Here is a 24,394-nt window from a genome sequence, read left to right on the forward strand (position 1 = left end):
AGTTTCTGACGCATCGTCAGATCGGCGGGTATGCCGCCGACTGTGGCACCGGGCGCAAGGATGGTCAATAGTTGACGGGCAGTCAGATAGGCGTCAGGCGGCAGTCAGATGACCGAGACCCCCGCCAGCCAGCCCCCGTCGATCACAAACGGCTGCCCGGTGATGTACGAGGAGTCCTCCGAGGTCAGGAACAGCGCAAGCCGCGCCACCTCCTCCGGCTTCCCGATCCGGCCGAGCGGCACGAGCTTGCGGTAGAGCCCGTCGAGCGCCCTCGACGTTTCTTCGGCGTCCGCTTCGGGATCCAGCAGCGACGGGTTGGACATCGCGGTGTCGATGGCGCCGGGGCACATGGCGTTGATCCGGATGCCACGGGGTGCCAGCTCCAGGGCGGCGACCCGGGTGAGACCGAGGATGGCGTGCTTGGTGGCGGAGTACGTTCCTACGGCCGCCATGCCGGTCACCGCGGTGTACGAGGCGGTGTTGACGATGGTGCCGCCGTCGGCCATCTCCGGCGCGACGGTCTTGATGCCGAGGAAGCAGCCAACCTGGTTGACCCGGACGACCTGCATGAACTCGTCGAGGGGCGTGTCGACGAGGGAGTTGAAGCGCAGGATGCCGGCGTTGTTGACCAGCCCGTCGATGTGGCCGTGGGCCCTGCGTGCGGCGGCGACGGCGGCCTGCCAGTCGGCCTCCAGGCCCACGTCGAGGTGGACGTACAGCGCGCCTATCTCCTCGGCGAGGGCCTCGCCCTGGTCGTCGAGCACATCGGCCACGACGACTCTCGCACCCTCCGCGGCGAACAGCCGCGCCTCCTGCTCGCCCTGCCCGCGCGCCGCCCCGGTGACGATGACGACCCGTCCGTCGAGCTTGCCCATTACGGCCCCCTTCACACGGTGGACACCGTGGACACGGTGGATTCCGCATCGTAGCGCCATACCTGACGATGCGTCAGATGCAAGTCCTGGACGTTGCTGAGGCGAATCTCACGTGACTCACAAGTAGGGATGTTTGACCCTGTCGGCGTCCGTCAAGAGAATCCAAAATCTTCGCCATGCCCAAGCGGAGACTGAAGAACAAGAAGATCAGGATCGTGGCGGTCGGAGCGGCCCTGGTGACCGGCGGGGCCATTGCCACCGTACTGCTGCCGTCGGCGAACGCCGCCGACGAGAAGACGCCCGAGCAGATCATGACGATGTGCCAGCGGGCCAAGGTGCTCAATGGCAAGCAGCAGTCCATTTTCGATTTCGGCGGCCACCCCGTCGCCGGACCGAGTTTCGCCTCCGACAACTGCGATTTCGTCGAGACGAAGTTCGAGACCTTCGACGGGCCGACCGAAAAGGCCTCCATCGACTTCCCGAACTGCGAACCGAACGCCACCGAACCCTCGAAGGTGTCGATCACCTGGTCGGCGACGGCGGCCCAGGGACAGGGCAAGTACACCGTCACCCAACAGGGCGGCGGTGGCGGGCTCTTCGGAGCACTGACCGGGTCCTGGCTCAAGCACAAGGGAACCCTCGACATGACCGTGAAGTCGGCGACCGCCGGCGACACGGAACAGCGTGAAGTGCCGGTCGGCAAGGTGCTCCACATGGAGTTCACGCCGAAGATGCAGCGCATGACCGGCGAATGGCGGGTGCGGATCGACGCCCGTGAGGCGACGACCGTCACCAACCCCTCCCCCGAGCAGAACTTCGTGGCGCCGGACGTCGTCGAGGGCCCCGTCGTCCTGCCGGGTGCGGCGGGTGCTCCGGGTGTCGTGGACGGCACCTCCAAGGCCGTACTGACCGACTGCTGAGCCTCGACCACTACCCCCCCGATCCCCCACGTTCCATAGGAGAACCCCCATGACACGCGCCGGCCGCAGCAGAAGCCACCGGAGCAAGAAGAAGCGCATCGTCCTCGCCCTGTCCCCGCTGGTGGCCGTCGCGGTGGCCGTCCCGCTGATGAACCCGGCGGGTGCTGCCACCCCCTCCGAAGTGACCGCCGACTGCTCGGCGGACTCCGACAAGCTGGAGAACTGCGAGTTCGTCGACGTCCAGTTCAAGCGGGACAGCCTCGGACCCAACCAACGGGTCTCCCCGGTGAGCGACAACTGCGGATCGACGGGCACCGCCTCGAAGACCTTCAACGTGAGCGCGTCCGTCACCAGGATCATCCAGCTCGAGGACGGATTCACCGCGGACGGCGGCACGAAGCTCGGCAATTCCTTCTTCGAGATCGGCGTGAAGTTCAACACGTCGGAAATCAACATCACGCGCGACGACAAGACGACGACGCTGGCGTTCAGCAGGACGGACACCGTGCAGGCGGACAGCCTCGGCTTCTTCATGTGGTCCGCCAAGCGCACCGATGTGAGCGGATTCCTGAAGGCCACGTACAAGGAGGCACAGGACGGCCAGAAGGTGTTCTTCTCGCCGAGCGAGGGCGCCGCGGACGTACACGTCTTCTATCCGCAGATCCTGAAGAACGGCACTCCCGACGGCCGCCTCTGGCTGCGCAATGTGAAGTGCGGAAGTCCTGAAGCCTCCGGCATTCAGAATTCGACCCGCGCCCTGAGGTCGGAACCCGGATTCGGTGCGGGCGGCGAGAACGTCACCGACGTCGAGATCCCGCTGTCGGAGGTGTCGGGGGCTGCGGCACCTTAGCCACATTCCCTGATGCGAAGCACGGGCGCGGCTCCCAGCCACCGCAGGACCGCGTCCGTGCTGCCGCGTGCGTCCAGCTTGGCGTAGATGTTGCTGAGGTTGTTGCGGACGGTCTTCTCGCTGAGCCGTAATCGCAGGCCGATCTCCTGCGCGCCCAGGCCGGTCGACAGCAGCTCCATGATCTGCCGCTCGCGCGGCGAGAGCAGCGACCGCAGCCGCTCCATGGCCTCCCCGCCGGTGGGCATCCGCCGCGCCCCTTCGCGCAGGGCGGCACAGGCCGCCGGGGAGAGGTAGGTGTGCCCGACGGTGGCACCGACGACGGCCGAGGAAAGCATGCAGGTGCAGTAGTCGCCCTCGACCAGATAGCCCGCCCCGCCGCGGAACACCTCGACGATGGTCTCGGTGTCCCGGCGCGGGCTGATGACGATCACCGGGACGTCGGCGGCCCACGGTTGCCGCAGGGGCGCCGAGGGGTCCTCGCAGCACAGGATCACGACGTCCGCGGTCGCCTCCGGCGGTTTGAACGGGGCTTCCAGCTGGACCACCTGACCGACGTACGGGTCGTCCGGGGCCGGCCAGTCGGGGTGCGGCCAGGTGCCCTCGGGGCAGGCGAGGGCGACGGTGAGTTTCCGGGAAGTGCGCACGCCATTGTGTCCTTCCGCCGAAGCCGTGTCAGCCGTACGTCAGTACGTCCATACATACGGGGGTCGGCGTGGACATGTTCAAGCTTTCAAGGAGAGCGGGAAGGTGCCGCCCCGCGGCCCCTTGAGGGGCGCTTACAGCAACCGTGCCACCTGCGTCCCGAACGCCTCCATCTGGTCGGTGAGTTCGGTCCGGCTTCGGCTGCGGAAGCGGACCTGGAGCTGGTGTACGCCCATGGCCTGGTACGCCCGGAGTGACTCGGCCAGTTGCTCGGGCTCGCCCGTGAGGGTCCGGCGGCCGACGGCCCAGCCGGGGTTTCCGATGTACAGGGGCTCGGCGATGGCGCCGATGGTGAATGGCCCCTGACCGCATCCATCGGCGGCTCCGCCGCGGGCCGCCTCTTCCCTCAGCCGCCGTATCCGGGCGATCTGCGCGGGCAGCCGGTCGCGCGGATCCCCCTGTGGCAGCCACCCGTCCCCCCTGAGGGCGGCCCGGCGTACGGCGGCCGGGGACGACCCGCCGACCCACACCGGGACGTGCTCCTGGGTCGGCCGTGGTCGCTGGCCCAGGCCCCCGAAGTCGTAGAGCTTGCCGTGGTGTTCGGGGTACTCGTCAGGGCCGAGGGCGGCGCGCAGGGCGTCGATGCACTCGTCGAGCACGGGGCCGCGCTGCTCGAAGTCGACGCCCAGCGCCTCGAACTCCTCCCGCACATGCCCGGCCCCGACCCCGAGGATCAGCCGCCCGCCGCTGAGGTGATCGAGGGTGGCGAACTGCTTGGCGGTCAGGAGCGGATGGCGCAGGCCCACGACCGCGACATGGCTGAGCAGCCGTATGCGCTCGGTGGCGGCCGCGAGGAAGGCGAGGGTGGCGACGGGGTCGTACCAGACCGTGCTCATCGCGGACGCGAGGCGGCGTGGGATGGCGACGTGGTCGCAGCTCGCGAGGTAGGCGAACCCGGCGCGCTCGGCGGCGCGGGCGATGGCGAGCAGGTCGTCGGGGCCGGCGGCGGCCTCCCAGGGTTCGGCGTAGATCGTGCTCTGCGACTGGACGGGGAGCTGGATGCCGTACTGGAGACTCACCGGGCACCGCCGCCCGGCCACAGCCCGTCGTCCGTCAGGCCCAGCAGGTCGATGGCGTTGCGTCGTACGATCCGCTCGACCACGTCCGCGTCCAGGTGCCCCATCTGTGCCTCGCCGACCTCGCGGGACTTCGGCCAGGTGGAGTCGGAGTGGGGGTAGTCGGTCTCGTACAGGACGTTTCCGACGCCGATCGCGTCCAGGTTCCGCAGCCCGAAGGCGTCGTCGAAGAAGCAGCCGTAGACGTGGTCGGCGAAGAGTTCGGACGGCGGACGGTGCACCTTGTCGGCGACCCCGCCCCAGCCCCGGTTCTCCTGCCACACGACGTCGGCGCGCTCCAGGATGTACGGGATCCAGCCGATCTGGCCCTCGGCGTACATGACCTTGAGGTGGGGGAAGCGCTCGAACTTGCCGCTCATCAGCCAGTCGACCATCGAGAAGCAGCAGTTGGCGAAGGTGATGGTGGAGCCGACGGCGGGCGGGGCGTCGGCGGAGGTGGAGGGCATACGGCTCGACGAACCGATGTGCATGGCCACCACCGTGCCGGTCTCGTCGCAGGCGGCGAGGAAGGGGTCCCAGTCGTCGGTGTGGACGGAGGGGAGTCCGAGGTGCGGGGGTATCTCGGAGAAGGCGACGGCGCGGACGCCGCGGGCGGCATTGCGGCGGACCTCGGCGGCGGCGAGTTCGGCGTCCCAGAGGGGGATGAGGGTGAGCGGTATGAGCCGTCCCTGGGCCGCCGGTCCGCACCACTCCTCCACCATCCAGTCGTTGTAGGCCTGGACGCACAGCAGGCCCAGCTCGTGGTCCGCGGCTTCGGTGAAGGTCTGGCCGCAGAAGCGGGGGAAGGTCGGGAAGCAGAGGGCGGACTGGACGTGGTTGACGTCCATGTCGGCGAGGCGGGCGGGGACGTCGTAGGAACCCGGGCGCATCTGTTCGTAGGTGATGACCTCGAGTTTGATCTCGTCCCTGCTGTAGCCGACGGCCGTGTCGAGGCGGGTGATCGGCCGGTGCAGGTCCTCGTAGACCCACCAGTCGCCGGTGGGACCGTCGTCGCCGGGCCGGCCCATGACGGGCTTGAACCGGCCGCCGAGGAAGGTCATTTCCTTCAGAGGCGCGCGGACGATGCGCGGACCGGTGTCGAGGTACTTCTTCGGAAGCCGGTCCTGCCAGACGGTGGGCGGCTCCACCGTGTGGTCGTCGACGGAGATGATCAGCGGAAACGTCGTCTCGGTGTCCATGTCCGTCACGGTAGCGCCGATCTGACGGTCCGTCAGCTATCCGGGAGCGGGCACCACCGTGCGGAGACCACGTGAGGGCCTTGTGATATCCCGCGCGCCTGCCTGTGATCACCCTCTCCACAGCTGACGCATCTGCCATGAACAAGGCAAACTGGCGGGGATGTAAACGGGTCCTAGGGGGACTGCGATGGACGGGGTACCGCGAGTGCCGGAGCAGAGGCGTCCCGGCTCCTCGACAGATACGGCGGAGCCGGCGGAGCCGCTGCGCTTCGGCGTGCTCGGCCCGGTGCGCGCCTGGCGCGGCGAGGAGCAGCTCCCCACCGGTTCCCCCCAGCAACGCGCCCTGCTCGCGGCCCTGCTGCTGCGCGAGGGCCGCACCGCGACCGCGGCGGAGCTGATCGACGCCCTGTGGGGCGAGGAGCCGCCCTCGCAGGCGCTGGCCGCGGTACGGACGTATGCCTCCCGGCTGCGCAAGGTGCTGGACCCCGGGGTCCTGGCGAGCGAGTCGGGCGGCTACGCGGTGCGGGGCCTGGCCGAGGGCGCGCTGGACCTGGCGGTGGCGCAGGAGCTGGCCGCGGAGGGGGAGAAGGCCAGGAACGCCGGGGATCTGGGCCAGGCGCGCAAGGCGCTGGGGCGGGCGCTGGCGCTGTGGGACGGGGAGGTGCTGGCGGGGGTACCGGGGCCGTACGCGGAGGCTCAGCGGGTGCGGTTGGAGGAGTGGCGGCTGCAGCTCCTGGAGTCCCGCCTCGACATGGACCTGGAGCAGGGCTGCCACGCGGAGGCGGTGTCGGAGCTGACGGCCCTGACGGCGGCGCACCCTCTGCGGGAGCGGCTGCGGGAGCTGCTGATGCTCGCGCTGTACCGCAGCGGCCGTCAGGCGGAGGCGCTGGCGGTGTACGCGGACACGCGGCGCCTGCTGGCGGACGAGCTGGGCGTGGACCCGCGCCCGGGGCTGAAGGAGCTCCAGCAGCGGATCCTGCAGGCGGACCCGGCGCTGGCGGAACCGTCGGCGCCGGTGACCGAGCCGCCGGCAGCCCCGGTGCGCCCGGCCCAGCTCCCGGCGACCGTGCCCGACTTCACGGGCCGTTCCGCTTTCGTCTCGGAGTTGAGCGAGGTGCTCGCCTCGGCCGAGGGCCGGGTGATGGCGGTGTCGGCGCTGGCGGGCATCGGCGGGGTGGGGAAGACGACGCTGGCGGTGCACGTGGCGCACCAGGCGCGGACCGCCTTCCCTGACGGGCAGCTGTACGTCGACCTGCAGGGCGCGGGCCCGCGGGCGTCGGAGCCGGAGACGGTGCTGGGGTCCTTCCTGCGCGCCCTGGGCACGGCGGACTCGGCGATCCCGGACTCGCTGGAGGAGCGGGCGGCGCTGTACCGCTCGGTCCTGGACGGCCGCCGGGTCCTGGTCCTGCTGGACAACGCGAAGGACGCCGCCCAGGTCCGCCCGCTGCTGCCGGGCACGGAGGGCTGCGCGGCCCTGGTGACCTCCCGGGTACGGATGGTGGACCTGGCAGGTGCCCATCTGGTCGACCTGGACGTGATGTCCCCGGACGAGGCGCTGCAGCTCTTCACGAAGATCGTGGGCGAGGAGCGGGTGGCGTCCGAGCGGGAGGCCGCGCTGGACGTGGTCGCGGCGTGCGGCTTCCTGCCGCTGGCGATCCGCATCGCGGCGTCGCGGCTGGCGGCGCGCAGGACGTGGACGGTCTCCGTCCTGGCCGCCAAGCTCGCGGACGAGCGGCGCCGGCTCGACGAGCTGCAGGCCGGGGACCTCGCCGTGAAGGCGACCTTCGAACTGGGCTACGGCGCCCTGGAGCCCGCCCAGGCACGGGCGTTCCGGCTGCTGGGGCTGGCGGACGGGCCGGACATCTCCCTGGCGGCGGCCGCGGCGGTGCTGGATCTGCCGATGGAGGAGACGGAGGACCTGCTGGAGGCCCTCGTCGACACGTCCTTGCTGGAGTCGGCGGCTCCCGGGCGGTACCGGTACCACGATCTGGTGCGGCTCTACGCGCGTGCGTGTGCGGAGCGGGACGAGTGGCCGCCGAGTGAGCGGGATGCGGCGATCTCGCGGTTGCTGGACTTCTATCTGGCCACGGCGGCGGGGGTCTATGCGATCGAGCGGCCGGGGGACCGGCTGGTGGATCACCTGGAGCACGGAGAGTTCCCGGGCCTGCGCTTCAGCACGCGCCACAAGGCTCAGGACTGGCTGTACTCCGAGGCGAACTGCCTGCTGGCCTGCGCGAGTCAGTCCGTGCGAAGCGGCGACCTGCGCAGGGCCGTCGACCTTCTCTGGGCGGCGAAGGACCTGGCCGAGTCCGGCGCCAACTCCCGTGACTACGAGGCGGCGGCAACCGCCGCTCGCGATGCCGCTCAGGCAGCGGGCGACGTCCAGGCGGAAGGGCGGGCTCGGACGACGTTGACGGACGCCCACCTGGCGGCAGGGCGATTCGCCCAGGCCGACGAGGAAGTGAGCCAGGCCGCGACTCTGGCACGACGGATCAGCGACCCGGCCCTCAACAGCTGGGTGCCGAATCATCGCGGCGTGATCGCGGTCTACCGAAGCCGGCATGCCGAAGGGGCCGCCTTTCTGCAGGAGGCCATCACCAACTTCCGGTCGGACGGCAACCTGGCCGGTGAGGCCAGCGCGCTGTGCAACCTCTCCCGTTCCCACCTCGCCATGGGGCAGACGAAGAGCGCGATCGAGCTCGCGCGACAGGGCGTCGACATCTACGACCGCCTGGGCCATACCCTGCGGGGTGCCAACGGCCGCTACGCCCTGGGCCTTGCCCTTGCCCAGGCCGGGGAACTCACCCATGCCGTCGAGCAGTTGAACGAGGCGCTCGAGGTTTTCCGGGACAGCCGCCAGCGTCTGTGGGAGGGCATGACGATCTTCCGGATCGCCGAGATACTGCTCACCGAGCGAAAGCCGGCCCAGGCTGCCGCTCTCGCCGAACAGTCGCTCGCCGTACTCCGTGGCATCGGCGGGGACTGGCGGCGAGGGAACGTACTCACCGTCCTGGGGCGTGCCCTGTACGGCATCGGGCAGCTCGACCGCGCGCAGGCCTGTTGGCGTGAAGCCCTGTCCATCTACGACGACCTGGGCTCCCCGGAGGCCACGGAAGTGCGGGGCCTGCTCACCCCCGTGGCCGCCGCGTAGCCGGCCACGGCCTGCGTTCATCGTTCGTTTATCGCCTCCCGGCACTCTGAATTCCGTCGATCCGTCGCGTCGGGGGGCAGACGGTTCGTCATGGAGGCCCACCGTTAAGGTGAACGGCCCTGACCAGCCCGTCCGGCGACCCTCGGGGGAGTCGCCGGACGGGCCTCGTCACTCAGCCACAGGAGTTGAACAGCATGGCCGAAGAGAAGAAGACCGACGGCACCGTCAAGCCGCTCGGGGACACCCACATCACCGACGCCGACGCGGGCACCGTCAAGCCGCTCGGGGACACCCACATCACCGACGCCGACGCGGGCACCGTCAAGCCGCTCGGGGACACCCACATCACGGGCGAAGAGGTCTGACAGACCAGCACCCCACGGGGATCGACCGCGGCGGCTCGGAGGGGGAGCCGCCGCGGTCGACGTGCGTCGTGCCGAGGTGCGTCCTGCGGTGAGCTGCACGCGATGCCGCGTCCCGTCCCCACACCTTCCGCGCCCTGTTCCCCCTCCCGACACCCACCCGTCGCACCCGCCCGCCACGCTCGGGTGCCATGGCATCCGAGCAGAGTTCCGGGCAGAAGGCGGTGGCGGGGCCCGGGCGGCCGTCGGTGACAGTCAGGTTCGTCCAGTTCGTTCCGCTCGGCGCGGTGGTCGTCATGCTGCTCGACTGCGCCACCGACTTCTTCCCCGACGACCCCGTCGAGTCGGTCGTCGGGATCGTGACGCCCGCCCGACTCGCCCTGATCCTCGGACTGTTGGCCCTCATCGCCCCCGTGCCGGGACGGGCGCGGGCGCTGCTGCGGGACTTCCGGACGCGGCTGGATCTGCCCATCGGGCTGCTGGTCGCGGCCGGGGCCGTGGCGACGTACGGCGGCGGGCATGCCACGGCGCCGTTGCGCGGGCTGCTGACCGTCATCGGCTGCTACTACCTGGTCGTCGGGTTGCGCCGCACGCAGCCCGAATCATGGCGGGCCATCGGCATCATCGCACTGGCCGGAGTCACCGCGGCCGCCACGAGTGCCTTCTCCCAGGTGACCAACGAGACCCCGACCGGCTTCTGCCGGACCGGGCTGCTCACCGACGTCGCCTGCGACGCGGCCGGTGACGGCGTCCTCATCCGCGCCACCGGCACCTTCGCCAACCCCAACCTGCTGGCCGCCTTCCTCGTCCTGCTGCTGCCGTTCGCGCTGCTCGCCGCCGTGTGTGTGGACGAGCGGACGGCCCGTACGGCGATCGTCGTGCTCGTGGTCGTCGGATACGGGGCCCTGCTGACCACCTTCTCGCGTGCCGGGTACGTCGCCGGTGCCGCCGGGCTGCTCCTGCTCGGCGGTGCCTACTGGCTCGCGCCCCGGCTCGCCGACCGGGCGCAGCGCCGGCTGTTCGCCGGGCTGGGTGCGCTGGCCCTGCTCGCCGCGGCCGGCGTCATCTGGGCCGTGTCCCGGGCGGGGAACTCGCTGGGGGTACGGGGCCAGGCCTGGGAGGCGGCGCTCTCGCTGTCCGCCGACAACCCCCTGGGCGTCGGGCTCGGCCGCTCCGGCGCCGTCATATCCGCCACCGCGCCCGGCGACCGCACCTTCGTCCACGCCCACAACCTCTGGCTCAACTGGCTGGTCGAGGCCGGCCCGCTCGGACTCCTCGCCATGACCGCGGTGGCCGTGATCGCCTGGTTCTCCGCGGCCCGCGCCGCCCGTGCGAAGTCGGTCATCGGCACGGTCGGGCTCGCTGCGCTGAGCGGGTTCTTCCTGATGAGCATGCTGGACCATCCAGCAAACCTGGACCGGATCGATGTGCTGTTCTGGTGCGTGCTCGCGGTGGTCATGGCCGAGGCTCCGGCCACGTGGCGGCGCCGCCCGGGCGCCGCCCCCGCCCCTGTCCCGGCCCAGCTCAAGCGCCCGCGGCACGGGCCACAACGCGTCGGCGTAACCACAGCGCAGGTCCCCGCCGGCCCTTCATTCAGGCAACTCTCCGGACACCCTGCGTAATCGGCCACCGCTGCCGTACCGTTGGCCCTGCACGGCCCACGGAAGGATCACGGACGATGACCGCACAGCCCTTCGAGCCCGACGGGCCGCTTGTCCCCCGGCCGGAGCGGACACCCGCCGCCCTGCGGATCGCGCTGGCGCAGGTCGCCCCCCATCGGCTTGCCGAGATGGAGCGACAGAAGGACGAGGCCATCGCCGTGGCCGCGCGGACAGCCAGCCTCGGTCCGATCGTGCAGTTCCTGGAGGCATGGGCCGTCGTAGTGGAGGTCGCCAGGAACCCGGCCACAGCCGCCCGGCTCCGGGCCGCCGAGTACACGGCACAGATCGTCGACCGTGAGGACCCCGCCTGGCGGGCGGCCATGGACGAGATCCGTATCCTCCACACCGATGCCCGGGAGTCCCTGAACCGTGACTGACTGGCGCTGGGAATACGACCCGGACGAAAGCCACGTCATTGGTGGTCCCACACCGGCACCGCCCGCATTCGTGGCGGAGGTCGAAAAGCGAGCCGACGAGATCGTCCGGGCAGCCGAAGTGCTCTACCTGACTGGATCGGCGTACCAAGGCGTGGGTGAAGGCGTTCAGACCGCTTACGTGCCCGGCGGCATGTTCCTCTACCTGACCGTCCCCCGGCACGAGAGCGTCTACATCCTCCAAGTCACCGCCTGGCCCAGCTGAATCTTCATCGCCGCCCCCGCAACTCCCCCTTCACCACCTTCCCGCTCGCGTTCCGCGGCAGCTCCCCCAAGAACTCCACCGCGCGCGGCACCTTGTAGTTCGCCATCTCCCGCCGCGCCCAGGCGATCAGGTCGTCCCCGGTCAGTACCGCACCCGGCCGCCGCACCACGTACGCCTTGCCGACCTCGCCCAACCGCGCATCCGGTACGCCGATCACCGCCACGTCCGCCACATCGGGATGCAGGCCGAGCAACTGCTCTATCTCCGCCGGGTACGCGTTGAAGCCGCCGACGATGAACATGTCCTTGATGCGGTCGGTGATGCGCAGGTTGCCCGCCTCGTCCAGGACGCCCACATCGCCGGTCCGGAGCCAACCGTCCTGAGTCAGTACCTCCGCCGTCGCCGCCTCGTCCTCGTAGTAGCCGCGCATGACGTTGAAACCCCGCACCAGGACCTCGCCGGGCTCGCCGGGCGGGGCCTCGACGCGGACCTCCGTGCCCGGTATCGCCCGCCCGGACGTCGACGCGATCACCGTCGGATCGTCGCCGCGGCGGCACATCGTCACGATGCCGCTGGCCTCCGAGAGGCCGTACGCCGTCAGGACCGTCTCCACGCCCAGTTCCCCGCGCAGACGTTCCACCAGCCGCAACGGCACCACCGCCGCGCCGGTCACCACCAGCCGCAGCGCGGAGAGGTCGTACGACGTCCTGGCCGGGTGGTCGAGGAGGGACTGGTGGAGGGTGGGCGGGCCCGGCAGTACCGACACCCGTTCCGCCGCGATGTTCGCCAGGGCCGTGCCGACGTTGAACACCGGCTGGGGGATCATCGTCGCGCCCCGCATCAGGCAGGCGATCACCCCGGCCTTGTAGCCGAAGGTGTGGAAGAAGGGGTTGACGATGAGGTAGCGGTCGCCCTGCCGCAGGCCCGCCAGGTCGCTCCACACCTCGTAGGCGCGCAGCGTCTGCGCATGCGTGATCACCGCGCCCTTCGGGCGGCCCGTCGTACCGGACGTGAAGACGATGTCCGACGGCCAGGCCGGCTCCACCGCCTCCGCCCTCGCCCGGACCTCCGCCTCCCCCACCCCGTCCCCGCTCGCCAGGAAGTCCTTCCAGGTACGGAATTCCGCCGGGGCGTCGTCCGACAGCACGACCACCTGCTGCAGCTCCGGCAGCCCCGGCCCCTCCGCGACGGCCCTGCGCAGCGACGCCACGTACGAGGTGCCCAGGAAGGTGCCGGTCACGAAGAGCAGTCGGGCCCCGCTGCGGCGCAGTACGTCCGCGGTCTCCGTGCCCTTGAACCGCGTGTTCACCGGCACCAGCACCGCCCCCGCCGACACCGCGCCGAGCGCCGCGACGATCCAGTCGAGCGTGTTCGGGGCCCAGATGGCGACCCGGTCGCCCGGCTCGATGCCGTTCGCCAGGCAGGCCGCCGTGGACCGTCCGACGCGGGCGCCGAGTTCGCCGTACGAGATCCGGTTCCGGCCCTCCACCACCGCCTCGGTGTCCGCGTACCGCTCGGCCGCCCGACGGACCAGCTCCGGGATGCTCTGCCATTCCACGATCGGCCTCCCCGAACCCAGGACGCATTAGCTGACTACCCGTCAGATTAGCTGTACCCTGACGCCCTGTCAGCAGCCCGTCCGCAGCGCGGAGGTGTGCACATGGCCGGACTCAAGGACGCGACCGCCATCGTCGGCATCGGGCAGACGCCGTTCGCCAGACACCTCCCCGAGGACGAGAAGACCCTCGCCTGCCGTGCCGTCCTCGCCGCACTCGACGACGCCGGAATCGCCCCGGGTGAGGTCGACGCGCTCGCCAGCTACACCATGGAGGAGACGGACGAGGTGGAGCTGGCGAAAGCCGTCGGCTTCGGGGACCTCACCTTCTTCAGCAAGGTGGGATACGGGGGTGGTGGTTCGTGTGCCACCGTCGCGCACCTCGCCTCCGCCATCGCCACCGGGCAGGCGACGGTCGGCGTCGCCTGGCGGTCACGCAAGCGCGGCAGCGGGCCCCGGCCCTGGCGGAACACCGCCGCCCAACTGCCCACCCCCGCCCAGTGGACACGGCCGTACGGCCTCCTGCGCCCCGTCGACGAGATCGCCATGCTCGCCCGCCGCTACATGCACGAGTACGGCGCGACGCGCGACCACCTGTTCAACGTCGCCCTCGCCTGCCGGAACAGGGCCAACCAGAATCCCGCCGCGGTGATGTACGAACGGCCCCTGACCCGCGAGATGTACATGACCTCCCGCTGGATCAGCGAACCCCTCTGCCTCTTCGACAACTGCCTGGAGACGGACGGGGCGTTGGCGTGCGTGGTCGTCAGCCGGGAGCGGGCGCGCGACTGCCGCCACACTCCCGTCTATGTCCACTCCGCCGCCCAGGGCCTGCCCGCCCAGCACCACGGCATGATCAACTACTGGAACGACGACCCGCTCACCGGCCCCGCCTGGACCGCCGCCCGGCATCTGTGGAAGCACGCCGACTTCACCGCACAGGATGTGGACGTCGCCCAGATCTACGACGCCTTCACGGCTCTCATACCGCTCTCGCTGGAGGGGTACGGGTTCTGCGAGAGGGGTGAGGGCGGGGCGTTCACCGAGCAGGGGGCCCTGGAGATCGGCGGGCGGCTGCCCCTCAACACCGGGGGCGGTGGGCTCAGTGAGGCCTACGTCCACGGGTTCAACCTCATCAACGAGGGCGTCAAGCAGCTCCGCGGCACCAGCACCGCCCAAGTTCCCGGCGCCGCCACCTGCCTCGTCACCGCCGGCGAAGGCGTCCCCACCTCCGCGCTGCTTCTGAGGAGTTGACCAAGGATGCTCTCCCCCGTCACCGACCCCGACGGCGCCCCCTTCTGGCAGTACGCCGCCCAGGGCGAGCTCCGCGTCCAGGCCTGCGCCGCCTGCGGTGAGCCACGGTTCCCGCCCCGACCCTGCTGTCCGCACTGCCAGTCGTTCGCGAGCGAGTGGCGGCGGGTCAGCGGGCACGGCCGCATCTGGTCGTACGTCGTCCCTCACCCGCCCCTCCTGCCCGACTACGCGGAGCAGGCGCCGTACAACGTCGTCGTAGTCGAACTCACCGACGCCCCCCGCATACGCCTGGTCGGCAACCTCGTCACGGGCCCGGACGCTCCCCTCAACTCCCTCCCCCCGGACCGGATCCGCATCGGCGCCAAGGTCCACGCCGTCTTCAGCGGCACCGGCCTGCCCCAGTGGGTCCTGGAGCGCCCATGAGCCTCACCGTCACGACCGACAAGGACACCGGCGTCACCGTGGTCACCCTCGACCGGCCCGAACACCTCAATGCCATCGATCTCGCCATGCGGGACGAACTCGTCGCGGGATGGCGGGAGTTGCGGTTCGACGACACCGTACGGGCCGTCGTCCTCACCGGTGCCGGGGAACGGGCCTTCTGCACGGGGCTGGACCGGGATGTCGTGGTTCCGCAGCCCGACTCGCCGTACATGATGGACGACCCGCTGCTCCGGGTCGGGCCGAAGTCCAACGACCTGTGGAAGCCGGTCGTCGCCGCCGTGCGGGGCATGGCCTGCGGGGGCGCCTTCTACCTTCTCGGGGAGGCGGACTTCGTCGTCGCCGACACGACCGCCACCTTCTTCGACCCGCACACCACCTACGGCATGGTCAGCGCCTACGAGTCGATGCTCATGGCGCTGCGCATGCCGCCCGGGGAGGCCGCGCGGATGGCGCTCATGGGGAGCGCGGAGCGGCTGTCGGCGCGGCGGGCCCATGAGGTCGGGCTGGTCTCGGAACTCACCGAGCCCGGCGGGGCGTTGGCGGCCGCGGTCGACTGTGCCACCGTCATCGCCGGGTATCCGACGGAGGGTGTCCAGGGGACGGTACGGGCGCTGTGGGCGGCCAGGGAGGCCGCCCTCGCCCACGCCTTCGCGCAGGCACCGCACCTGATCACGCTCGGGAACCTGCCGGACGAGCGGCAGGGCGAGCTGTTCCGGGCACGGCGCCGCGCGTTCAGGACGCGGTGACGTAGGGCCTAGTAGGAGTCGGCCATGCGCAGCGCGCCGCCCAGCTCGCAGCTGCCGCCGCTGGAGGCGCTCTGCCGGGAGACGGCGTCGACGGTCTCGGTGGCGCCGGCGTCGACGGTGAGGATCCCGGAGGTGACGGTGTCCAGCGTCGTGCCGGTCGAGTCCTTGAAGGTGACGTCGAACGTGTAGGAGTACGTCGTGGTCGCGCTGCTGTTGGTGGCGCGGACGCGCGCGACGAGCCCCCTGGCCGCGTCGTACTCGCACGTCTCGATCTTCACGTCCCTGGTGCTCTGCGCGGACGGCCCCTCGCTCGCCTCCACACCGCCGCCCGAGGACGACCCCGTGTCGTAGTCGTCATCGTCGTCGTCGTAATAGGTGCTGCCGCCCGACGTGCCGCCCGAACTGCTCGACGAGCCGTGGGAGCTCGAGCTGTCGTCGCATCCACCACCGTGGGAGCGCCGGGCTCCGGTCAGGGCGACCACCACGCAGACGGTAACGGCCACAGCGCGCACATGGCGAAGCTTCACGTTGTTCAACCCCCGAAAAATGTTGCGCAACCCCGTTGTGCCGATCGTGAGCACGTCACGTTAGCAGTGGCCGCATGGCGGCAATCACTTACCCGGCGTAACGTCTCGTGTAAGAGCGGTGAAGATGGTCGCTCTCAACGGGACGGCCGCCGTCCGGACCCCTTCCGTGCGCCGGTACGACGGCCGTCACAGGCCCGCGCGCCTACGCGCCCCGGGCCGTGCCCGTGCCCTTCTCCGCGTCCAGCGCGTACACGCAGCGGTCCTTGCTGCACGCGTACACGACGCCGTCCTTCACCACGGGCGAGCCGGTGATCTCGCCGCCGGTGGCGAGCTTCCATCGCAGGCGGCCGTCGTCGGCCTTCAGGGTGTAGAGCAGGTGGTCCGTGGAGCCGAAATGGATTCGGCCCTCCGCCACCGCCGGTGCGCCCACGATGTCGCCGCCCGCCTGGAAGCGCCACTTCGGCGTTCCGGTGACCGCGTCCAGCGTGTACAGGCCCTTGCCGCTGCCGACGTGGACATGGCCCGCGGCCACCAGGACCGGCTCGATCGAGGAACGGGCCTCGGTGGCGATGCGCCAGCGGTCGCGGCCGTCGGTGGCGTCCAGGGCGTAGACCGTGCCGAGATAGTCGGCCAGGTACACGCCGCCGCCCGTCACCGCCGGGCCCGGCACGAAGGCCGGCGGGCACAGGAACACCGCCGGGGCCTCGAAGTGCCAGCGGACGTGACCGCTCGCCACGTCGAGCGCGAGCACGCGCGTGCCGGCCGAGACGTACACATAGCCGTCCGGGGCCTGCGCCACCCGTACCGGCACTCCGCCGCAGGAGGCGGCGTCGCCGATGGGGTACGACCAGCGCTCGTCGCCCGTGCGGGCGTCCAGGGCCCGCAGGCGGGCGTCCTTCCAGACGTACACCGTGCCGTCGTACAGCGCCGGGCCCGCCTCCGGGGACTCGAAGTCGGTCTGCGCCCCGGTGATCTCCCACAGTTTCTGGCCGTTCGAGGCCTCCCAGGACTGGACGCCGCCGCCACGGGTGCCGGTGACGACCGTGCCCCGGTCGGCCTTGAGCGAGTAGACCCAGGCGTCCGTCTGCAGGCGCCAGAGGTCCGCGCCCTCGCGGCACTCCAGGGCGAACAGGGTCGGGCCGTCGGAGGCGTGGATACGGCCGTCCGCGACCGCCATCGACCAGGCCACGTCCCGCGTCTTGAAGCGGCGGCGGCCGGTGGCCACGTCGAGCGCGTGGACCTCGAAGGAGGTGACGTAGACGAGGTCGTCGGCGACGGAGGGGGTCCCCCAGACGTCGTTCGACATGCGGAAACGCCAGGGGCGCCAGCCGGCCGCCGTCTCGAGGGCCACCGGCGGCGATACGGGTACGGCAGGGCCTACGGCCGGGCCCGCGCCGTTGAGGCCGGGGTTGGGCCGGGCCCAGGAGGCGACGAGGCCGGCCTCCGGAGGGGGTGCCTTGACGGCGGCGGCGCGGGCGTCGGCGACGCGGGGGCCGGGGCCGATGGGCACCGCGGCGCCGGCCAGGCGTACCGGGCCGGTGTCGGGGGCGCCGACCGGGACCGGTGCCGGCTGCGGGCCCGGGACCACCGGGTCGTGCGCGGGCGGCGGCGGGACGGGTGCGGGGGCGATGCGGCCCCCGCTGCGGCCGGAGGACGACGAGGGCTTCGCCGCCGGGCGTCCGCCGCGCCGCGACTCGATCAGGCTCACCGCCCGCTCGGGCAGCCACGCCGACGCCGTACCGCTGTCGTCGGAGCCGGAGCCGAAGAGGTGGGGGGCCAGCTGGGCCTGGAGGTCGGCGGGGTTGGGGCGGGCCGTCGCCTCCATCTGCATACAGGACTCGATGAGCGGGCGCAGCTCGTCCGGGAGGCCCTCGAGGTCCGGGCCCTCCCGGAGCAGCATGAAGACGGTCTCGACCGGGTTGGCGCCGTGGAAGGGCGGGTGTCCGGTGGCGGCGAACACCAGCATCGAGCCGAGCGAGAAGACGTCGCTCGCGCCGGTCACGCTGCGTGAGTCCTTCGCCTGCTCCGGCGACATGTAGGCGGGCGTGCCGACCGCGACGTTCGTCATCGTCAAACGCGTGTTCGAAACGCCGGATGCGATACCGAAGTCGATGACTCGGGGACCGTCCTCGACGACGAGCACGTTCGACGGCTTGAGGTCGCGGTGGACGAGACCGGCGCCATGGATGGACTGCAGGGCTTCCGCCACGCCCGCCGCCAGCCAGCGCACCGCCTGGGCCGGGAGCGGCCCGCACTCGTTCACTATCTCTTCGAGGGAGGGCGCGGGGACGTACGCGGTGGCCAGCCACGGCACGGCCGCGCGCGGGTCGGCGTCGACGACGGCCGCCGTGTAGAAGCCGGAGACCGCCCGGGCCGCCTCCACCTCACGCGTGAAGCGGACGCGGAACAGCTGGTCCTCGGCGAGCTCCGTACGGACCGTCTTGATCGCCACACGCCGGCCGGACGCCGAGCGCGCGAGATAGACCAGCCCCATGCCGCCGGCACCCAGCCGTCCGAGCACCTCGAACGGCCCGATCCTGCGCGGATCGTGCTGCGTCAGCTGATCCACCACTCTGCCTGCCACCTCCCCGTACGAGCCGCGCCACCGACATGTTTACGCGACCCCGTGCAGCGTCTCACCACCGCACCGCCTTGGCGGCACGCACCCTGATTCTTCCTGTCCTGGGGCGTGGTTGCGAACCCAAGGGCGGAACGGGGTGTCTTGGGACAAAACCACACTCCGACGCCCGACGGAAAGCGCCGGTTCGCATGTTGGGACGCCGGAGGTAAGAGTGAAGTCAGACTTCCCGGGTTCCCCGGCGTTCCGGCAGCGCGCGTTCCAGCAGCGCGAAGGACGCCCCCTGATTGTCGATGACCACGGCGACCGTCCCGTACGACGTCTCGAAGGGCGGCACCTGCACCCGCCCGCCGAGCCCGGTCACCGTGCCGAGGACGGCCTCGCAGTTCTCCACCCGGAAGTGGACGACGAAGTGGGGCGGCATCATCGCCGGAAAGACCTCCTCGACGGCCGCCCGCCCGAAGTCCGGCTTGGCATCCGGCCCGAACAGGGCATCGGCGAAGAGCTCGCCGTAGAAGTCGTTGGCGACCTCGGTGTCCCGGGCGTACAGCTCGGCCCAGCCGAAGCTGCCGACCTCGTGCCGCCGCCCGAAGCCCGTGTGCTCGCCGGCCTGCCACAGCCCGAAAACGGCACCCTCGGCGTCGGTGACCAGCGCGATCGTCCCGAGGCCCGCCCCGACCTCCACGGGCGCGGTGACGACCTGTCCCCCGGCCTCGCGGACCCGCCGGACCAGCGCTCGGGCGTCCGGGGTCGCGAAATACACCGTCCACACGGTGGGCATCCGCCCGTCCGTCTTGCGCGAGAGCGAGGCGACGGGCTCGCCGTCCAGCCGGGCGAGCACGGTGGAGTCGAACGCCTCCTCGAATTCCCACCCGAAGAGCTCACCGTAGAACCGCTTGCCCGCCTCCACATCGGGAAGCTGCGCGTCCACCCAGCACGGAACGCCCTCCGAGTATCCCGTTCCGCCCGCGGACGCCCTGTTTTCGGCCATGCGCCCAAAGTAACGGCGTCTTACGCACCGCGCAGACCAGGCACACCAGCCCCGGCATCCCCGTGCACCCCATTTGCAGTCGGCCGAATCGCGCCCCGATCACGCCTCGGTAAGCTGACGACATGACAGGACAAGTGCGTACCGTCGACGGCCGCGTGGCCGGTCGGCGTGGGCAGGCGACCCGGCAGAAGCTGCTCGACTGCCTCAGCGAGATGCTCAGCTCCTCCCCCTACCGGGACGTCAAAGTCATCGATGTCGCCCGGAAAGCGGGTACTTCGCCCGCGACCTTCTACCAGTACTTCCCGGACGTCGAGGGCGCCGTCCTGGAGATCGCCGAGCAAATGGCCGCCGAGGGCGCCGGGTTGACCGAACTCGTGGAGGGCCGCAGCTGGGTCGGCAAGGCCGGCTGGCAGACGGCCCAGGAACTCGTCGACGGATTCCTGGAGTTCTGGCGCAGGAACGACGCGATCCTCCGCGTCGTCGACCTCGGCGCATCCGAAGGCGACAAACGCTTCTACAAGCTCCGTATGAAGATCCTGAACTCCGTCAACAACTCCCTGGCGGAAGCGGTCACTCAGCTGCAGTCCAAGGGCAAGGTCGACAAGGACGTCAACCCGGCCGCGGTCGCGGGTTCGATCGTCGCGATGCTCGCGGCGGTGGCCTCGCACCAGAAGGGCTTCCAGACATGGGGCGTCAAACAGGCTGAACTCAAGCCGAACCTCGCCCTGTTGGTGCATCTGGGCGTGACCGGCAGGAAGCCGACCAAGTAACGCCGGGCCGCCCAGCTCTTTCCTCGGTTCCAAGTCCTGTCTCGCAGGCGGTGGTTCACACAGGTGGACCACCGCCTGCTGCACTTTCCGGCGTCCGGCGCCCTGCGTCCTGCGTCAGGCCGGTAGCGGCCGGTCCCTCACCACGTGCTTCATCACCAGCGTCGACGTCAGCCGCTGCACCCCCGGCAGCGTGGCCAGCCGCTCGTCGTACAGCCGTTGGTAGGCGGCGAGGTCGGCGGCGACGATCCGCAGCAGATAGTCCGGCTCCCCGAACAGCCGCTGCGCCTCCAGCACCTCCTCCACCTCACCGATGGCCCGCTCGAACTCGGCGACGGTGTCCCGGTCCTCCTGGCGCATGGAGACGAAGACCAGCGCCTCGAAGTTCAGCCCGACGGCGGACGGGTCCACGACGGCCCGGTATCCGCTGATGGCGCCGGCCCGCTCCAGCTCCCGCAGCCGCCGGTGGCACGGCGAGACGCTGAGCCGCACCCGAGCGGCCAGCTCGGTCACGGTCAGCCGCCCGTCCTGCTGGAGCTCGGCAAGAATCTTTCTGTCCACGTCGTCCATGAGGCAGATCTTCCCTCATAACCGCTGGTTACGGGAAAACTTCGACAACACTTTCGAGCCATTCCCGCCTAATGTCGCCACCATGGACTCCGGACTGCTCATTTCCTTCCTCGCCATCGACCTGCTGCTCGTCTGCGTACCGGGCGCCGACTGGGCGTACGCGATCTCCGCCGGGCTGCGCGACCGCTCGCCGGTGATGGCAGTGACGGGCCTGGTCACCGGGTACGCGCTGCACACGGTGCTCGCGGTGGCCGGTCTGGCGGTGCTGGTGGCGGGCGAGCCGGGGCTGCTGACCGCGCTGACGGCCGCCGGGGCCGCGTACCTGGTGTGGCTGGGGTGGGGCGTGCTCCGGCGGCCGGGCACGCCGGGGGCGGCCGAGGAGACCGTGGCCACGAGCCCGGCCCGGGTCTTTCTGCGCGGCGCCACGATCAGCGGCCTGAACCCCAAGGGGCTGCTGCTCTACCTGTCCGTGCTGCCGCAGTTCCTGGTGACCAAGGGCGACCACCTGCCGGTCCCCGCCCAGACCGCCGTACTGGGCCTGCTCCACATGGCGTGCTGCGCCGCCGTCTATCTGACGGTGGGCCTCGCGGCCCGCGCGGTCCTCGGCGCCCGCCCGGCGGCGGCCCGCGCGGTCACCCGCACGTCCGGGGCGGCGATGCTCGGAATCGGCGCGTTCCTCCTCGTACAGCGCCTGGCGACGCTCTGACCTGCGCCGCTATGACCTGCGCCGCTATGACCTGCGGACGACTCTGAAGAGCCGGATCTCCCGCTCCACCCGAGCCTGATACGTCGCATACGGCGGCCAGAACGCCAGCACCGCCTTCCAGGCGGCCGCCCGCTCCTCCCCCTCCAGCAACCGGGCCGTGACGGGGATGTCCCGGCCCTTCCAGCTGACCTCGGCGTCCGGATGGGCCAGCAGGTTCGCGGTCCAGGCGGGGTGGCCGGTGCGGCCGAAGTTGGAACCGATGAGGATCCAGCTGCGGCCGCTCTCCTCGGGCATGCAGGCGAGCGGCGTACGGCGGGGCAGTCCGCTGCGGGCGCCGGTCGAGGTCAGGATCACCCCCGGCAGCATCTGCGCGCTGAGCAGCACCTTTCCGCGCGTGAGGCGGTGCACGGCACGGTCGAGGGCGGGGATGACATGGGGGGCGACCTTGGCGAAGCCCCGCGTCGAGGACACCTTCTGCACCATGCGGGCGCCGATCACACCGTCACCTCCTGGGCCTCGGAGGTCTCGAAGAGCCGCGCTACCTCGGCGGCGTGCGCCCGCAGCCGGTGCACGGGCCCGAACAGCAGCTCGTCACCGGCGGCCCGCTTGAAGTACAGGTGGGCCTCGTGTTCCCAGGTGAAACCGATGCCGCCGTGGAGCTGGATGCCTTCGGCGGAGGCGGTGCGTAGCGCTTCCAGCGTCTGTGCGAGGGCGAGGCGCGCCTCTGAGGGTGCCGCGATGTGTTGTCGGGCGTCTGCGGGTCCGCTGTGGCTGGTCGCGCCCCGCGGCGGAGCCGCATATCGACGCTGTCCCGCGCCCCTTGAGGGCGTTGCAGCCCAGGCCGCGTAGTACGCCGCCGATCTTGCCGCCTGCACCGCCACGTATACGTCCGCCAGCCGATGCTTCACCGCCTGGAAGGACCCGATCGCCCGCCCGAACTGTTCCCGCTGCCCGACGTACTCCACCGTCCGCTCCAGCGCCCGGTCGGCGGCCCCCACGGCCTCGCAGGCGAGGACGGCGGCGACCGTGTCCCCCGCCCCGGCGAGGGCACCCAGCACATCCGCACCCTCTTCCCCCAGCAACTCCGCCGCCACGTCCCGCAGTTGCACCCGACCCTGCGGCCGTGTGGCATCCAGCGCGGTCTGCCGTACCCGTACGACCCCGGCCGCGTCCCCCGGCACCAGGAACAGCAGCGTCCGCGAGCGGGCGAACCCCCCGGCGTGCGCGGCGACGATCAGGAGCCCCGCGCTGTGGCCGTCCAGCACCTGGTCGACCTGCCCGTACAGCCGCCAGCCGCCCTCCGCCCGCCGCGCCTGCACGCCCCCGGCGCGTCCGCCACCGGCCCAGTCACCGTGGTTGTCGCCGGTGAGGGCGAGGGCGGTGGCGAGTGCGGTGCCGGGGACGGCGAGGGTGGCGGTGAGGGTGCCGGCGGCGATGCGGGGCAGCAGGTCGGCGCGCTGGGCGTCGGTGCCGAGGGCGGCGATCAGCGGTGCGGCGAGGACGGCGGTGGCGAGCAGCGGGGAGGGCGCCAGCGCCCGGCCCGTCTCCTCGCCGGCCAGGGCGAGTTCGGCCGCCGAGCAGCCGACACCGCCGTACGCCTCGGAAAGGGCTAGCCCGGGCAGGCCGAGCTGTTCGGCGAGGGCCGTCCACAGGGCGGGGTCGTGTCCGGCGGGGGTGTCGAGGGCCGCGCGCAGCTCCCGGGGGCCGCAGCGGCTGTGGAGCAGCTCGCGGAGGGTGCGGCGGATCTCGTCCTGTTCGGGGGTGAAGCTGGCGTCCATGGCTCTTCCCTCCGTATCTGACGGGCCGTCATATTAGGAGGGCCGAAACGAGATGCACAGAGGTTGGAGGCCTCGCATGACTCCCGGGAGCCGGAAAGTCGCCGTCGTCGGCGTGTCCCTCGCCGACTGCGGACGCGTGGACGACGCGACCCCGTACACCCTGCACGCCCAGGCCGCTCGCCGCGCGCTGGCCGACGCGGGGCTCGGCCGGGAGGTGGTGGACGGCTTCGCGTCCGCCGGGCTCGGCACCCTCGCCCCCGTGGAGGTGGCCGAGTACCTGGGCCTGCGCCCCACCTGGGTCGACTCCACCTCCGTCGGCGGATCGACCTGGGAGGTCATGGCGGCCCACGCGGCGGACGCGATAGCCATGGGGCACGCCAACGCCGTCCTGCTGGTCTACGGCTCCACGGCCCGCGCGGACATCAAGGCCGGGCGGCGGACGGGGAACCTCTCCTTCGGCGCCCGGGGTCCCCTGCAGTTCGAGGTCCCCTACGGCCACACGCTCATCGCCAAGTACGCCATGGCCGCCCGCCGCCACATGATCGAACACGGCACGACGATCGAGCAGTTGGCACAGGTGGCGGTCCAGGCGAGGGCGAACGCCACCCTGAACCCCGAGGCCATGTTCCGCGACCCGATCACGGTCGACGACGTGCTCAGCGGCCCGATGATCGCCGACCCCTTCACCAAGCTGCACTGCTGCATCCGCTCCGACGGCGGGGCGGCCGTGCTGCTGGCCGCCGAGGAGTTCGTCCGGGACTGCCGTACGCCACCGGTGTGGGTGCTCGGCGCCGGGGAGCACGTCTCGCACGCCGCGATGTCCGAGTGGCCGGACTTCACGGTCGGCCCGGCGGCGGTGAGCGGGCGGCTCGCCTTCGAGCGGGCCGGGGTGCGGCCGGAGGAGATCGACTTCGCCGAGATCTACGACGCCTTCACCTACATGACCCTCGTGACCCTGGAGGACCTCGGCTTCTGCGGGAAGGGCGAGGGCGGGGCGTTCGTGGAGAAGGGGCGGCTGCGGGTGCGGGGCGGGGAGCTGCCGGTCAACACGGACGGGGGTGGGC

24 protein-coding genes are annotated in these 24,394 nt (G+C 71.2%); 13 read left to right on the forward strand and 11 right to left on the reverse strand.

From position 1 onward, the window contains the following. Positions 1-104 precede the first annotated feature (104 nt). Entirely contained in the window at positions 105-875 is a 771-nt protein-coding gene (locus tag ADL12_RS30120) for an SDR family NAD(P)-dependent oxidoreductase (RefSeq protein ID WP_062707282.1), read from the reverse strand. 176 nt (positions 876-1,051) lie between these two features. Here ADL12_RS30120 and ADL12_RS30125 point away from each other — a divergent pair, with 176 nt between their 5' ends. Together ADL12_RS30125 and ADL12_RS30130 are read left to right on the forward strand one after the other, a co-directional pair. Then, a complete protein-coding gene (locus tag ADL12_RS30125; RefSeq protein WP_208614644.1) occupies positions 1,052-1,795 on the forward strand; it encodes a hypothetical protein in 744 nt (247 codons plus the stop codon). Between the two features lie 49 nt (positions 1,796-1,844). Further along, positions 1,845-2,645: a hypothetical protein gene (locus ADL12_RS30130; RefSeq protein ID WP_062707285.1), complete on the forward strand. Its 801-nt coding sequence runs from the start codon at positions 1,845-1,847 to the stop codon at positions 2,643-2,645. Here ADL12_RS30130 and ADL12_RS30135 read toward each other — a convergent pair. The 3 genes from ADL12_RS30135 to ADL12_RS30145 all read right to left on the reverse strand — a co-directional run bounded on the left by ADL12_RS30135 (position 2,642) and on the right by ADL12_RS30145 (position 5,601). Beyond that, complete coding sequence (locus ADL12_RS30135; RefSeq protein WP_062707287.1) at positions 2,642-3,289, reverse strand: response regulator transcription factor; 648 nt, start codon at positions 3,287-3,289, stop codon at positions 2,642-2,644. The two genes, ADL12_RS30130 and ADL12_RS30135, sit on opposite strands and share 4 nt — an antisense overlap. A gap of 132 nt (positions 3,290-3,421) precedes the next feature. Beyond that, on the reverse strand, positions 3,422-4,366 hold the full coding sequence (locus tag ADL12_RS30140) for a TIGR03619 family F420-dependent LLM class oxidoreductase (protein ID WP_079052360.1): 945 nt from the start codon (positions 4,364-4,366) through the stop codon (positions 3,422-3,424). Continuing rightward, complete coding sequence (locus ADL12_RS30145; protein ID WP_208614645.1) at positions 4,363-5,601, reverse strand: amidohydrolase family protein; 1,239 nt, start codon at positions 5,599-5,601, stop codon at positions 4,363-4,365. The genes ADL12_RS30140 and ADL12_RS30145 overlap by 4 nt, the downstream gene beginning before the upstream one ends. Before the next feature lie 187 nt (positions 5,602-5,788). Here ADL12_RS30145 and afsR point away from each other — a divergent pair, with 187 nt between their 5' ends. The 5 genes from afsR to ADL12_RS30165 all read left to right on the forward strand — a co-directional run bounded on the left by afsR (position 5,789) and on the right by ADL12_RS30165 (position 11,414). After that, positions 5,789-8,752, forward strand: coding sequence for an SARP-family global regulator AfsR (gene afsR, locus ADL12_RS30150; RefSeq protein WP_062707295.1), 2,964 nt, complete (start codon positions 5,789-5,791; stop codon positions 8,750-8,752). Between the two features lie 194 nt (positions 8,753-8,946). Beyond that, positions 8,947-9,117, forward strand: a complete 171-nt coding sequence (locus ADL12_RS54315) for a hypothetical protein (RefSeq protein ID WP_159053333.1) — start codon at positions 8,947-8,949, stop codon at positions 9,115-9,117. 188 nt (positions 9,118-9,305) lie between these two features. Continuing rightward, positions 9,306-10,736: an O-antigen ligase family protein gene (locus ADL12_RS30155; protein ID WP_063806752.1), complete on the forward strand. Its 1,431-nt coding sequence runs from the start codon at positions 9,306-9,308 to the stop codon at positions 10,734-10,736. Positions 10,737-10,792: 56 nt separating this feature from the next. Continuing rightward, positions 10,793-11,152, forward strand: a complete 360-nt coding sequence (locus ADL12_RS30160) for a hypothetical protein (RefSeq protein ID WP_062707298.1) — start codon at positions 10,793-10,795, stop codon at positions 11,150-11,152. Further along, positions 11,145-11,414, forward strand: a complete 270-nt coding sequence (locus tag ADL12_RS30165; RefSeq protein WP_208614646.1) for a hypothetical protein — start codon at positions 11,145-11,147, stop codon at positions 11,412-11,414. Before ADL12_RS30160 ends, ADL12_RS30165 begins: the two co-directional genes overlap by 8 nt. Positions 11,415-11,418: 4 nt before the next feature. Here the strand turns inward: ADL12_RS30165 and ADL12_RS30170 are convergent, their stop codons facing one another. Continuing rightward, complete coding sequence (locus tag ADL12_RS30170) at positions 11,419-12,972, reverse strand: FadD3 family acyl-CoA ligase (RefSeq protein ID WP_062707301.1); 1,554 nt, start codon at positions 12,970-12,972, stop codon at positions 11,419-11,421. Positions 12,973-13,074: 102 nt separating this feature from the next. Between ADL12_RS30170 and ADL12_RS30175 the strand changes: the two genes are divergently transcribed. Genes ADL12_RS30175 through ADL12_RS30185 form a run of 3 tightly spaced genes read left to right on the forward strand, consistent with a single transcriptional unit; the run spans position 13,075 to position 15,413 of the window. Beyond that, positions 13,075-14,223: a lipid-transfer protein gene (locus ADL12_RS30175; protein WP_062707304.1), complete on the forward strand. Its 1,149-nt coding sequence runs from the start codon at positions 13,075-13,077 to the stop codon at positions 14,221-14,223. Between the two features lie 6 nt (positions 14,224-14,229). Continuing rightward, positions 14,230-14,646 carry a Zn-ribbon domain-containing OB-fold protein gene (locus ADL12_RS30180; protein WP_062707311.1) on the forward strand — a complete coding sequence of 139 codons (417 nt, stop codon included), beginning with the start codon at positions 14,230-14,232 and terminating at the stop codon, positions 14,644-14,646. Beyond that, positions 14,643-15,413 carry an enoyl-CoA hydratase/isomerase family protein gene (locus tag ADL12_RS30185; RefSeq protein ID WP_062707314.1) on the forward strand — a complete coding sequence of 257 codons (771 nt, stop codon included), beginning with the start codon at positions 14,643-14,645 and terminating at the stop codon, positions 15,411-15,413. The genes ADL12_RS30180 and ADL12_RS30185 overlap by 4 nt, the downstream gene beginning before the upstream one ends. An 8-nt stretch (positions 15,414-15,421) precedes the next feature. Here ADL12_RS30185 and ADL12_RS30190 read toward each other — a convergent pair whose 3' ends face one another. The 3 genes from ADL12_RS30190 to kbpA all read right to left on the reverse strand — a co-directional run bounded on the left by ADL12_RS30190 (position 15,422) and on the right by kbpA (position 19,509). Next, positions 15,422-15,895 carry a hypothetical protein gene (locus ADL12_RS30190; protein ID WP_159053334.1) on the reverse strand — a complete coding sequence of 158 codons (474 nt, stop codon included), beginning with the start codon at positions 15,893-15,895 and terminating at the stop codon, positions 15,422-15,424. A gap of 247 nt (positions 15,896-16,142) precedes the next feature. Then, on the reverse strand, positions 16,143-18,512 hold the full coding sequence (gene afsK / locus ADL12_RS30195; RefSeq protein WP_062707319.1) for a protein serine/threonine kinase AfsK: 2,370 nt from the start codon (positions 18,510-18,512) through the stop codon (positions 16,143-16,145). 226 nt (positions 18,513-18,738) lie between these two features. Beyond that, the gene (kbpA, locus tag ADL12_RS30200) at positions 18,739-19,509 is read right to left on the reverse strand and encodes an AfsK-binding protein KbpA (RefSeq protein ID WP_062707322.1); all 771 of its coding nucleotides are present in this window, start codon (positions 19,507-19,509) and stop codon (positions 18,739-18,741) included. 134 nt (positions 19,510-19,643) lie between these two features. Between kbpA and ADL12_RS30205 the strand changes: the two genes are divergently transcribed. After that, positions 19,644-20,279, forward strand: a complete 636-nt coding sequence (locus tag ADL12_RS30205; protein ID WP_062707324.1) for a TetR family transcriptional regulator — start codon at positions 19,644-19,646, stop codon at positions 20,277-20,279. 114 nt (positions 20,280-20,393) lie between these two features. Here ADL12_RS30205 and ADL12_RS30210 read toward each other — a convergent pair whose 3' ends face one another. After that, entirely contained in the window at positions 20,394-20,846 is a 453-nt protein-coding gene (locus ADL12_RS30210) for an Lrp/AsnC family transcriptional regulator (protein WP_062707327.1), read from the reverse strand. An 82-nt stretch (positions 20,847-20,928) separates the two neighbouring features. Between ADL12_RS30210 and ADL12_RS30215 the strand changes: the two genes are divergently transcribed. After that, positions 20,929-21,552 carry a LysE family translocator gene (locus tag ADL12_RS30215; RefSeq protein WP_062707335.1) on the forward strand — a complete coding sequence of 208 codons (624 nt, stop codon included), beginning with the start codon at positions 20,929-20,931 and terminating at the stop codon, positions 21,550-21,552. Positions 21,553-21,576: 24 nt separating this feature from the next. Here ADL12_RS30215 and ADL12_RS30220 read toward each other — a convergent pair whose 3' ends face one another. Next, positions 21,577-22,050 (reverse strand): nitroreductase family deazaflavin-dependent oxidoreductase, encoded by a 474-nt coding sequence (locus ADL12_RS30220; protein WP_062707338.1) that lies wholly within the window; start codon positions 22,048-22,050, stop codon positions 21,577-21,579. Next, on the reverse strand, positions 22,047-23,330 hold the full coding sequence (locus ADL12_RS30225; protein ID WP_062707342.1) for an acyl-CoA dehydrogenase family protein: 1,284 nt from the start codon (positions 23,328-23,330) through the stop codon (positions 22,047-22,049). The genes ADL12_RS30220 and ADL12_RS30225 overlap by 4 nt, the downstream gene beginning before the upstream one ends. A 76-nt stretch (positions 23,331-23,406) precedes the next feature. On the opposite strand from ADL12_RS30225, the gene ADL12_RS30230 reads away from it, so the two are divergent. After that, the coding region (locus ADL12_RS30230; protein ID WP_062707345.1) for a thiolase C-terminal domain-containing protein at positions 23,407-24,394 on the forward strand (988 nt) is incomplete at its 3' end.

It is taken from the genome of Streptomyces regalis (assembly GCF_001509475.1).
Lineage (GTDB): Bacteria > Actinomycetota > Actinomycetes > Streptomycetales > Streptomycetaceae > Streptomyces > Streptomyces regalis.

What these genes read in the sequence shown, in the direction of transcription:
- afsR (WP_062707295.1), top strand. Translation starts at nt 5,789, where the DNA reads ATGGACGGGGTACCGCGAGTGCCGGAGCAGAGGCGTCCCGGCTCCTCG.
- ADL12_RS30120 (WP_062707282.1), bottom strand. Translation starts at nt 875, where the DNA reads ATGGGCAAGCTCGACGGACGGGTCGTCATCGTCACCGGGGCGGCGCGC.
- ADL12_RS30145 (WP_208614645.1), bottom strand. Translation starts at nt 5,601, where the DNA reads ATGGACACCGAGACGACGTTTCCGCTGATCATCTCCGTCGACGACCAC.
- ADL12_RS30185 (WP_062707314.1), top strand. Translation starts at nt 14,643, where the DNA reads ATGAGCCTCACCGTCACGACCGACAAGGACACCGGCGTCACCGTGGTC.
- ADL12_RS30155 (WP_063806752.1), top strand. Translation starts at nt 9,306, where the DNA reads ATGGCATCCGAGCAGAGTTCCGGGCAGAAGGCGGTGGCGGGGCCCGGG.
- ADL12_RS30210 (WP_062707327.1), bottom strand. Translation starts at nt 20,846, where the DNA reads ATGGACGACGTGGACAGAAAGATTCTTGCCGAGCTCCAGCAGGACGGG.
- ADL12_RS30130 (WP_062707285.1), top strand. Translation starts at nt 1,845, where the DNA reads ATGACACGCGCCGGCCGCAGCAGAAGCCACCGGAGCAAGAAGAAGCGC.
- ADL12_RS30125 (WP_208614644.1), top strand. Translation starts at nt 1,052, where the DNA reads ATGCCCAAGCGGAGACTGAAGAACAAGAAGATCAGGATCGTGGCGGTC.
- ADL12_RS30160 (WP_062707298.1), top strand. Translation starts at nt 10,793, where the DNA reads ATGACCGCACAGCCCTTCGAGCCCGACGGGCCGCTTGTCCCCCGGCCG.
- ADL12_RS54315 (WP_159053333.1), top strand. Translation starts at nt 8,947, where the DNA reads ATGGCCGAAGAGAAGAAGACCGACGGCACCGTCAAGCCGCTCGGGGAC.
- kbpA (WP_062707322.1), bottom strand. Translation starts at nt 19,509, where the DNA reads ATGGCCGAAAACAGGGCGTCCGCGGGCGGAACGGGATACTCGGAGGGC.
- ADL12_RS30180 (WP_062707311.1), top strand. Translation starts at nt 14,230, where the DNA reads ATGCTCTCCCCCGTCACCGACCCCGACGGCGCCCCCTTCTGGCAGTAC.
- ADL12_RS30225 (WP_062707342.1), bottom strand. Translation starts at nt 23,330, where the DNA reads ATGGACGCCAGCTTCACCCCCGAACAGGACGAGATCCGCCGCACCCTC.
- ADL12_RS30215 (WP_062707335.1), top strand. Translation starts at nt 20,929, where the DNA reads ATGGACTCCGGACTGCTCATTTCCTTCCTCGCCATCGACCTGCTGCTC.
- ADL12_RS30175 (WP_062707304.1), top strand. Translation starts at nt 13,075, where the DNA reads ATGGCCGGACTCAAGGACGCGACCGCCATCGTCGGCATCGGGCAGACG.